The 9,860-nt window shown below is 71.8% G+C and carries 10 protein-coding genes and 1 pseudogene; 9 read left to right on the forward strand and 2 right to left on the reverse strand.

The features are described from left to right. Positions 1 to 168 precede the first annotated feature (168 nt). The 9 genes from KBA23_RS13865 to KBA23_RS13905 all read left to right on the forward strand — a co-directional run bounded on the left by KBA23_RS13865 (position 169) and on the right by KBA23_RS13905 (position 8,128). A complete protein-coding gene (locus tag KBA23_RS13865; RefSeq protein WP_290741915.1) occupies positions 169 to 975 on the forward strand; it encodes an ABC transporter permease in 807 nt (268 codons plus the stop codon). After that, on the forward strand, positions 972 to 1,571 hold the full coding sequence (locus KBA23_RS13870) for a hypothetical protein (protein ID WP_290741917.1): 600 nt from the start codon (positions 972 to 974) through the stop codon (positions 1,569 to 1,571). The genes KBA23_RS13865 and KBA23_RS13870 overlap by 4 nt, the downstream gene beginning before the upstream one ends. A gap of 169 nt (positions 1,572 to 1,740) precedes the next feature. Then, complete coding sequence (locus tag KBA23_RS13875; protein WP_290741919.1) at positions 1,741 to 2,418, forward strand: response regulator transcription factor; 678 nt, start codon at positions 1,741 to 1,743, stop codon at positions 2,416 to 2,418. Positions 2,419 to 2,435: 17 nt separating this feature from the next. Next, a complete protein-coding gene (locus tag KBA23_RS13880) occupies positions 2,436 to 3,602 on the forward strand; it encodes an FIST N-terminal domain-containing protein (RefSeq protein ID WP_290741921.1) in 1,167 nt (388 codons plus the stop codon). Continuing rightward, positions 3,586 to 4,956, forward strand: a complete 1,371-nt coding sequence (locus KBA23_RS13885; protein ID WP_290741923.1) for a hybrid sensor histidine kinase/response regulator — start codon at positions 3,586 to 3,588, stop codon at positions 4,954 to 4,956. The genes KBA23_RS13880 and KBA23_RS13885 overlap by 17 nt, the downstream gene beginning before the upstream one ends. A gap of 57 nt (positions 4,957 to 5,013) precedes the next feature. Continuing rightward, positions 5,014 to 6,489, forward strand: coding sequence for a HAMP domain-containing sensor histidine kinase (locus KBA23_RS13890; protein ID WP_290741925.1), 1,476 nt, complete (start codon positions 5,014 to 5,016; stop codon positions 6,487 to 6,489). 1 nt (position 6,490) lies between these two features. Continuing rightward, positions 6,491 to 7,174: a response regulator transcription factor gene (locus tag KBA23_RS13895; protein ID WP_290741927.1), complete on the forward strand. Its 684-nt coding sequence runs from the start codon at positions 6,491 to 6,493 to the stop codon at positions 7,172 to 7,174. Further along, on the forward strand, positions 7,171 to 7,782 hold the full coding sequence (locus tag KBA23_RS13900; protein ID WP_290741929.1) for a hypothetical protein: 612 nt from the start codon (positions 7,171 to 7,173) through the stop codon (positions 7,780 to 7,782). Before KBA23_RS13895 ends, KBA23_RS13900 begins: the two co-directional genes overlap by 4 nt. Position 7,783: 1 nt before the next feature. Next, positions 7,784 to 8,128, forward strand: coding sequence for a hypothetical protein (locus KBA23_RS13905; protein ID WP_290741931.1), 345 nt, complete (start codon positions 7,784 to 7,786; stop codon positions 8,126 to 8,128). A gap of 508 nt (positions 8,129 to 8,636) precedes the next feature. On the opposite strand, the gene rpe is transcribed toward KBA23_RS13905, so the two are convergent. Beyond that, positions 8,637 to 9,362, reverse strand: a complete 726-nt coding sequence (rpe, locus tag KBA23_RS13910; RefSeq protein WP_290741933.1) for a ribulose-phosphate 3-epimerase — start codon at positions 9,360 to 9,362, stop codon at positions 8,637 to 8,639. Next, positions 9,359 to 9,860, reverse strand: a pseudogene (locus KBA23_RS13915) (CbbX protein); the annotation flags it as partial. The gene rpe and the pseudogene KBA23_RS13915, both read right to left, overlap by 4 nt.

The following is a 9,860-nucleotide window of genomic DNA, read 5'->3' on the forward strand; positions in this document are numbered from 1 at the left end:
AGGTGGAGTCGGGCGACGAGGTGATCATCCTGCACAAGGGCGCGGTCCTGGCCGTCGGGACGGCGGAGGCGGTCGGCGGCGACACGACCCTGGCCGAGCGGTTCCTCGCGATGACAGGCGCGGAAGCCGAGGCCGCGGGCGCATGACCTCCGCGCCGGGGGCGGCGGCATGAGGGCGGGGTGGGGTACGGCGTTCGTCGGCATCACCCGGCGCGAGGCGCTGCGCTTCGCCAACCAGCGGGAGCGGTTCCTCGCGGCGCTGGTCCGGCCGCTGGTGTGGCTCTTCATCTTCGCGGCCGGGTTCCGCTCGGTGCTTGGCCTGTCGATCACGCCGCCCTACCAGACCTACGTGCTCTACGAGGTCTACGTGACCCCGGGGCTTGCAGGCATGATTCTGCTGTTCTCCGGAATGCAGTCGTCGCTCTCGATGGTCTACGACCGCGAGACGGGCGCCATGCGCACGCTGCTCGTCAGCCCCTATCCGCGCTGGTTCCTGCTCGGCTCGAAACTGGTCGCGAACGTGCTCGTCTCGGTGCTCCAGGTCTACGCCTTCCTTCTGATCGCTTGGTTCTGGGAGGTGGAGGCGCCGCTCATCGGATATGTTACCGTGCTGCCGGCTCTGATCCTCGCCGGGATTATGCTTGGCTCGCTCGGCCTGCTGATCTCGTCCGCCATCCGGCAGCTGGAGAACTTCGCCGGCGTGATGAACTTCGTGATCTTCCCGATGTTCTTCGCCTCGACGGCGCTCTACCCGCTGTGGCGGATGCGCGATTCCAGCGTGCTGCTGCACGATATCTGCGCGGCCAATCCGTTCAGCCACGCGGTGGAGCTGATCCGCTTCGCGCTCTACGCCCAGTTCAATCCGGTCGCCTTCGCGGTCGTGCTCGGCTGCACGATCGTGTTCTTCGGCGGCACCATTTTCATGTACGATCCGGCCAAGGGCCTCTGGAGGGGCCGGATGGGAGGCAAGCCATGATCCGCGCCACGCTGATCGCCCTCGTCGCTACGACGCCGGTCTGGGCGGCCGGCCCACCGGATCCGGACTGGCCCTGCGTCCAGCGCCGCCAGCCGCATCTCTCGATCGCCCAAGTCTGGGCAGGGCCGGTCCCCGACGACGCGGCGATGGCGGCAGCGCAGGCGCCCGACGTGCAGAGGCTGGCGCAGACGATCGCCCTGCGCCGCACCCCGCTCGATCAGGCGCAGGCCGACCTCACGGCCTTCGCGGCGAACCATGACGCCGGGGCCCTGACGGCGCTCTTCGTCGCCGCCTTCGAGCACATCAACCTGGCGCGCGACCGGGTGCTCGAAGGGATCACCCGCTACGCGCACAAGCAGGAGGCGCTCGAGGCGCGCATCGGGACGCTCCGCCACGAGTTCGCGGCGCTGGAGGCGGCCGACGACAAGGATTTCGACCGGATGGACGCGATCGAAACGGAGCTCGACTGGTCGACGCGCATTTTCCAGGACCGCCAGCAATCGCTGACCTATGTCTGCGAGACGCCCGTCATCCTCGAGCAGCGCGCCTTCGCGATTGGCCGGATGGTGGAGGGACTCCTGCCCGCGGCGAATTGAGCAATCGGCTTACGATGACACCTGCTCGCGAAGCGTGCGGACCGAGGTTCGTAAGAAGAACGTGAGGAAAAAGGCGTGGGCAAGGCTGGCCCGGCGCACTAGTATTCCCCCAGCAGCCGCAGGCGAGAGAATCCTGCCGCCAGATGGGAGTTCGGCTTTGGAACATGGCATGGTCAGAGCGGCCGCCGCCGACGATTCCGGGGCGACCGTGGCCGACGTGCTGGTCGTCGACGATCATCCGCTGATGTGCGACGCGCTTTCAGCGACCCTCGGCCTGGCGTTCGACCTGCGCAAGGTGAGAGCCGTGTCGAGCATCGCCGCGGCGCTGGCGAGCGTCCGCGACGAGGGCGCGCCGGATGCGGTGGTGCTCGACCTCAACCTCCCCGACGCCGAAGGCGTCGGGGGGCTGCTGGCGCTGCGCAAGGCGGTCGGCGCGGCCCCGATCGCGGTGATCTCGGCTGACGTCGAGCCGGGGGTCGTCTCGGCGGCGCTCGGCGTGGGCGCGAGCGGCTATGTGAGCAAGCTCCTGCCACGGGCGAGGATGGTCGACGCGTTCCGCCGGATCTGGGCGGGCGAGACGGTGCTCCCTGACGGCTTCGAGCCCGAGGACGCCGAGGTGGGCGAGGCGGCGACGCTGGCGCGCGGCTTCGCGTCGCTGACGCCGCAACAGATGAACATCCTGCGGCTGATCTGTCAGGGCCGGCCGAACAAGATCATCTCCTACGAGCTCTCGATCGCCGAGGCGACGGTGAAGACCCACATCGCCGCCATCATGACCAAGATCAACGTGCGGAACCGGACCCAGGCGGCGCTCCTCGCCAGCAAGGCCCGCCTGTTCACGCACTGACCGCGCGGCGGGGCGCCATGGCCGCCAATCCGCAGGAACTGTCCGGTCCGAGACAGCGGCCACAGGTCGTCTCGGTCAGCGGCGACGTCCGCCGGACGGCGGCGGAGATCCGGGTCGCCGTGGGCGGCGTCGCGCCTGCGCTCGTGCTCGTCTTCGCCCCCGAGGGCGCCGCGCTTCCGCGGATCACCGGCGAACTGCGCGAGGCGCTCGGGCCGGGGGCCCGGGTGCTCGGCTGCTCCTCGGCGGGCGGCTTCGCCTTCGGCGGCTATCGAGACGACCGCGTGGTGGCGGTCGCCTTCCCGGCGGCCGGCTTTCGTGCGGAGGCGATCTGGTTGCGCGACCTGCGCCAACACATGGCGCTCGACTGGATCCGCGCCCTGCGGCGGTTGGCAGAGGGCTTCGGGGCAGCTGCGCCCGGCTGGTCGCGCTTCGGGCTCCTGATGATCGACGGTCTTTCCCGGCGCGAGGAGGTGGTGGCGGCGACCGTGGACGCGGCGCTGGGTGATCTGCCCGTTCTTGGCGGGTCGGCCGGCGACGGGCTGCGCTTCGACCGGACCGTCCTGGCGCTCGACGGCGAGAGCCATGGGGAAAGCGCGATCTTCTGTCTCGTCGCCAGCGCCTTCCCGGTCGAGGAGGTGATCTTCGACCATTTCACCCCGGAGAGCGGCCGGATGGTGGTCACCGAGGCGCTGCCGGAGGAGCGGGTGATCCTGACGATCAACGCCGAGCCGGCGGCGGAGGAGTATGCGCGGCTGATCGGGGTCGCGGAGGCGGCGCTCGGCCCTCGGGCCTTCGCGGCGCATCCGCTTCTGACCAGGCAGGGCGGGCGGCACGTGGTTCGCGCCATCCAGTCGGTTACGCCCGAGCGCGGGCTCAGCCTGATGTCGTCGGTCGAGACCGGCACGACGATGACGCTCGGGCGGGCGGAGAGCATGACCGAGCGCCTGGAGGCGCGGATGGCCGAGCTCGGTCCGGCGGCGCTGATCCTCGGCTTCGACTGCGTCCTGCGGCGGGTCGCGCTCGAGCAGGCCGGGCTCGGACCCGCGGTGGGGCGGATCTACCGGCAGCACCGGGTGGCCGGGTTCAACACCTATGGCGAGCAGCATGGCGGGCTGCACGTCAACCAGACCTTCGTGGGGCTCGCCTTCCTCGAACCGGGCGGAACGCATGCTGCGACCCACTGACGACGCGCCGCGGCGCGTCGAGAAGCTCACAAGGATCAACGAGGCGCTGATCCTGCGGCTCGATCGGATGAACGACGTGCGGGGCTCGTCCTACGCGCTGACCCGGACCGCGGCGATGCTCGAGCGCGAGATCGTCGAGCGCAACGCCGATCTGGAGCGGGCGCTGGCGGCGCTGGGGGCGCGCAACGCCGAACTCGCCGCCGCGCGCGAGATGGCGGACGAGGCGAACCGGGCGAAGTCGCGTTTCCTGCGCGCCGCCAGCCACGACCTCCTGCAACCCCTGAGCGCGGGGCGGCTCTTCCTCGGGCAACTCGAGGACATCGCGACCGACGCGGTTCAGGCGGACCTGGTGGCCCGGGTGATCGCGAGCTTCGAGAGCGCGGAGGAGCTGATCCGGGCGCTCCTCGACATCGCCAGGCTCGACAGCCAGGCCTTCGAGGCCAATCCCGGGCCGGTGGCGATCAGTCGGCTGTTCCGCCGACTGGCGATCGACATGCAGCCGCTGGCGGCCGCGCGGGGCATCGAGCTGCGTTTCGTGCCGTCCTCGGAGACGGTCCTGAGCGACCCGGTGCTCCTGCGCCAGATCGCGCAGAACCTGATCACCAACGCGCTGAAATACTCGACCGGGCCGAAGGTCGTCGTCGGGCTGAAGCATGGCGGCGCCTCGGCCTGGCTGACGGTGCAGGACGGCGGACCGGGGATCGCCCTGGCGGATCAGGAGCGGATCTTCAACGAGTTCGAGCGGCTGTCGCGGACGGACGCGCCGGGAAGCGGGCTCGGCCTTTCGATCGTGCGACGCGCCTGCCAGCAGCTCGGCCACGAGGTGGCGCTGGTCAGCGCGCGCGGGCGGGGGTCGCGGTTCCGGGTGCGGATGCCGCTGATGCGCAACGTCTGCCTCGCGCAGGAGGAGGACGAGGTCGCCGGGCCGGAGGCGGCCTCCGGTCTGGTCGGGCGGCGCGTGCTGATCGTCGAGAACGATCCGGCGATGCGCGAGGCCTTCGGCATGTTGCTGCGCGGCTGGGGGATGGAGGTGGCCGATGCCGCCGGGGTCGCCGAGGCGCGCGCGGCGGTGGCCGGGGGCTGGACGCCGGACGCGCTCGTCACCGACTACCGGCTGGATGGCGAAGAGACCGGCGTGCAGGCGATCGAGGCGGTGCGGCGCGATCTCGGTCGGCGCGCGCCGGCGCTGATCGTGAGCGCGGAGGGCGGCGCGGCGATCCGCGGCCTGGCCGAACCGGTAGGCGCGCAGGTGCTCGGCAAGCCGGTGGCGGAGCGCGATCTGCGCCGCGCGCTTCAGGGGATGTTCGACGCTGCGGCGCCGGGGGCGCGCGATCTCCGCGCCGGAGGCATGTAGCGGAACGTGCGCCGGACGAGCCATCTCCGCGGGCTCGCGTGCCGCCCGGGCCTTCGCGTGCGGCTTGTGTTCGGCGCGCTCGCGCTGGCCGCGTTGGCCGTCGCGGCGGCGGGCCTCGCCGTCTACGGCCTGTCGCGGACGCAGGCGCTGGCTGCCGAGGCGCTGGCGGCGCAACGGCGGATCGAGGCCTATGGCGTGCTGTCGTCACGGATGAACGAATGGATGCTCGGCTGGCTCGTGCCGGCCGCGCCGACCCCCGACTCGACACGGCTGCGAGAGGCGCTCGCCGCGCTGGAGGCGCTGGTGGCCGAGGACGTGGCGGCGGCGCGGACCGAGGCCGACACGGAGATCCGCGCCCGGGCGGCCGTGACGCCGGCGCGGCTGCGGGCGCTGATCGACCGCCTCGAAACCGCTATGATCGCCGCCCCGCCCGGAACGCCCGCGGGCGACGCCGCCGCCTACAACGCCGTGCAGGTGCCGGCGCTGGCCGCGGCGCAGACCTCACAGGAGATGCGGCGGCGCGACGAGGCGATGGCGGACATGGACACGCTGCGGCGCCGCCTTCGCCGGGCGGCATTGGCGGTAGGGATCGCGGCGCCGCTGGCGCTCCTCGGGCTCTGGCTCTGGGCGTTTCGGCCGCTGTTCCGCCGGCTGACCTCGGCGACGGCGGCGGCCGAGGCGCTCGCTGCGGGGGCGCCGGTCCCGGGCGGGCACGACGAACTGGGGCTCCTGCTGGCGCGGGTGCGGCTCGTGGCGGCGCGGGTCGCGCGCGACCGCGCTCGGCTCAACGCCACGGTCGCGGAGCGCACGGCGGCGCTGAGCCACGCCAACGCCCGGCTGGCGCGGGTCGACGCGGAACGGCGGCGGTTCTTCGCTGATGTCGGCCACGAGCTTCGCACGCCGCTGACGGTGATCCTCGGCGAGGCGGAGCTGGGCGCGCGCCATCCCGACCCGGACCTCCAGGCGAGCTTCGCCACGATCCGCGGACGCGCCATGCGGCTCTTTCGCCGGATCGAGGATCTGCTGCGGATCGCGCGGTCCGAAAGCGGCCAGCTCGAGCTGGAACGGGCGGCGGTGGATCTCGCCGCGGTGGCGGAGGCGGCGCTCGCCGACGCCGCGCCCGTGCTGGCGCGGGCGGGGGTGGTCGCGCGGGCGGAGTCGCTGCCGGCGCTGGCGGTGAGTGGCGACGCGGAATGGCTGCGGCAGGTGCTGGGCGGCTTTCTCGAGAACGCCGCCAAGTATGCCGGGCGCGGGGCGACGGTGACGATCTCCGGGCGCGCCGACGGCGACCGGGCCGCGCTTCGGATCGCCGACGACGGTCCGGGAATGCCGCCGGCGCAGCTGGCGGAGGCGTTCGACCGTTTCGTCCGCGGCGACGGCGCGTCGGGCCCGGGCTTCGGCGTGGGGCTTGCGCTCGCCAGATGGGTGATCGAGGCTCACGGCGGCGACCTCCGGGCGGAGGCGCCGGCATCGGGCGGGCTCGCGCTCGTACTGACGCTGCCGCTGGCGGGGACGGAGACGGAGACGGGCTGAGATGGTGTGCGTGCTGGTCGTGGAGGACGATCCCGATATCGCGTCGCTTCTGCGCCGGGGCCTCGGGGCCGCGGGCTACGACGTCGACTGGGCGGAGACCGGCGACGCGGCGCTCGCGCGCGCCGAGGCGGGCGGCGTCGATGCCGCGATCGTCGACATGATGCTGGGGGAGGAGCGCGGCGCGAGGGTGCTGTCGGAGATGCGCCGGCGCGGCTTCCGGGCCCCGGCGCTGATGCTGAGCGCGCTGGCGCGGGTCGAGGACCGGGCGGAGGGGCTCGACGCCGGGGCGCAGGACTACGTGGTGAAGCCGTTCCAGCTCTCGGAGCTGATCGCGCGGCTGGAGGTCCAGCTGCGCCGGGCCGAGCCGCGCCATGTTCCCCTGCGCATGGCCGGGCTTGTCTACGACCCGGAGACGCGGATCGTGACCGGGGGCGCGCGTCCGGTGGCGCTGACGGAACGCGAGGGCGAGCTTCTCGCCTGGCTGATCGGACGGGGCGGGAAACTGGCGACGCGGGGCGAGATCTTCGATGCGCTCTGGGCTCCGAACGGCGGGGCGACGGAGAACGTGGTCGATGTCTATGTCGGATACCTGCGCCGCAAGCTCGGGGCGCTGACCGAGTACGGGCTCACGCTGCGCACCCTGCGTGGGCGGGGCTTCCAGCTGACGATGAAGGACGGGGAATGAAGCGAGCGCTTCTGATGCTGGCCTGCCTCGCCGCGCCGCTGCCGGCGGCGGCGGGCGCGTTGAGCGATCTCCTGATGGCGCCCCGGGCCTTCGACGGCGCCGCCGTGGGCAGCGTGGTGGCCTATGCCGAGGAGCGCGACGTGCCCGAGGCGGAGGGGATGACCGTCGCCGACGTGACCGGCGGCGAGGTCCGGCTCGAGGTCGTCGGGCCGGACGAACTTCGCCTCGTGCGCGTGGTCGACGGCAAGGCGCAGCCGGCGGGGACGTTTCCCGGCGGCACGGCCAACCCGCTTCTGCTCTATTTCCTCGAGAACGTCGTCCGGGCAATGGCGGAGGCCACCGGCGGCAGCCCCTACTACATCCGCAACCGCATCCGCGAGGCGCTGGTCGCGGCCGATCTCGGCGCCGCGGAGGGAGAGACGCGCACGGCGCGGCTCACCCCCTTCGCCGCCGATCGCGAACGGGCGCGGATGGGCGCCTTCGGCGACCTGGAGATCCGGCTGCGCTACGACCCGGCGGATCCGGCACGCATCCTCGAACTTTCGGCTGATACCACGGGGGACGCGGGCGGCTATCATGAGCGGATGACGCTCGTTGCGGAGGACTGACATGCGGCTCTTCGGCCTCGGTCTTGCCGGCCTGCTCGCCGGGGCGGCGGCCTTCGCGCAGGAGGCGGCGGTCAACGACTACCCGACTGCGGCGCGCGCGGAGTACGTGTTCGCCTGCATGGCCACGAACGGGCAGACGCAGGACGCCCTGATCCGCTGCTCGTGCTCGATCGACCAGATCGCGACGATCCTGCCCTATGAAGCCTATGTCGAGGCGGAGACGGTGCTGCGGATGCGCTTCGCCCCCGGCGAGCGCGGCGCGATGTTCCGCGGCGTGCCGGCGGTGCGCGAAATCGCCGCGAACCTGCGTCGCGCGCAGGCGGAGGCGGAGATCGTCTGCTTCTGAGTCTTGTGGGCCGGGAACGGGGCTCGCGATGAGCGAGGGTTGCTCGCGGGCAGCGGCGGGGAGCCTTTAATCGGCAGGTGGCCCCAGGCGAGGACGCCGATGGCGGGGCGTTCTCAATCATACCCGACAGGGCGGGCCGCCTGACCGGGGCAATCGCGGTTTCGCGGAGATCCTCACATCAGAGCCTTAGTCGCTGTTGCACACGTCGCAGAGGGCTGCGTCGGCCGTGACTATGCCGTCCGCCACGCGAAATGCATTCCCGCAGTGCAGACACACTGCAAACCCGGGAAGCTGAGAGCGTTCGGCTGCCTCGCGCCGCCGTCGGTTCTCGTCCGCCCTGCGTCGATCATCGTCAGCCATGTCTGCTCCGTCCAAGAGTGTCTTGCTCCAAGAGGATAGCCGCTCAAAGCCTGATATCATGTGAATACAGCGCTGCCGGGTGCAGGGACGCGGATCGGAACTCCCACGTCTCCCCGCGGCGAGCCGTGCGTTGTTCTTCTTGCCCGGCTCAGGCAGGGGCGAGCGCCGCTTCGGCCGCTTCGCGGATCGCCCTGATGTTCCTTCCGTAGGGTGCCGGATCGCCTACTGAGCCGTTCGCGAAGACGGCGGAGCCGGCAACGAGAACGTCGGCGCCGGCTTGCGTGACGAGGGGGGCGGTCTCGGGGGTGATGCCGCCGTCGACCTCGATGTGGATCGGGCGGTCGCCGATCATCGTGCGCAGCGTGCGGATCTTGTCGAGTTGGGAGGCGATGAACTTCTGGCCGCCGAAGCCCGGGTTCACCGTCATCACGCAGACGAGGTCGACGAGGTCGAGGAGGGGTCCCGCCGCCTCGGCCGGAGTGCCGGGGTTGAGCGCGAGGCCGGGGCGGGCGCCGGCGGCGCGGATCGCCTGGAGGGTGCGGTGGGTGTGGGGGCCGGCCTCGGCGTGGACGGTGAGGATGTCGGCGCCGGCGGCGGCGAAGGCCTCGATGTAGGGGTCGGCCGGGGCGATCATCAGGTGGACGTCCATGCACGTGGCGACGTGTCGGCGGATCGCCTTCACCAGCGGCGGGCCGAAGGTGAGGTTGGGGACGAAATGGCCGTCCATCACGTCGACGTGGACCCAGTCGGCGCCTTGCGCCTCGATGGCGCGGCACTCGGCGCCGAAGTCGGCGAAATCGGCGGAGAGGATCGACGGCGCGATCCTGGGCTTGCGGTCGAAGGGGAGGCGGTCGGAGGGGGTGTCGAGGCTCATGGCTGGCTCCGGTCGGCGTCGAGGCCGCCGCGGAAGACGCGGCTGGCGCGGATGTCGGGTTCGTCGAGCGTGCTGAGCGCGGCGGCGTCGAGGGGGCCCGTCGCGGTCTGGAACAGGCGGTTGGCCTGGCGGAGGCGGGCGCGGTCGAGCGCGTTGCGGATCGAGCGGGCGTTGGCGAAGTGCGGCTGGGCGCGGCGCAGGTGGATGTATTCGGCGAGCGCGGCGCGGGCGGGGGCGGCGAGGGTGTAGTTCTGTGCCGCGAGCATGGTCTCGGCGATCCCCAGGAGTTCCGCGTCGTCGTAGTCGGGGAACTCGATATGATGGGCGATGCGCGAGCGGAAGCCGGGGTTCGCCTCGAAGAAGCGGGCCATGCGGTCGCCGTAGCCGGCGAGGATGACGACGAGGTCGTCGCGGTTGTTCTCCATGACCTGGAGCAGGATCTCGATTGCTTCCTGGCCGTAGTCGCGCTCGTTTTCGGGGCGCCAGAGGTAGTAGGCC

The organism is Amaricoccus sp. (assembly GCF_017995835.1).
In the GTDB taxonomy this organism is placed as follows: Bacteria; Pseudomonadota; Alphaproteobacteria; order Rhodobacterales; family Rhodobacteraceae; genus Amaricoccus.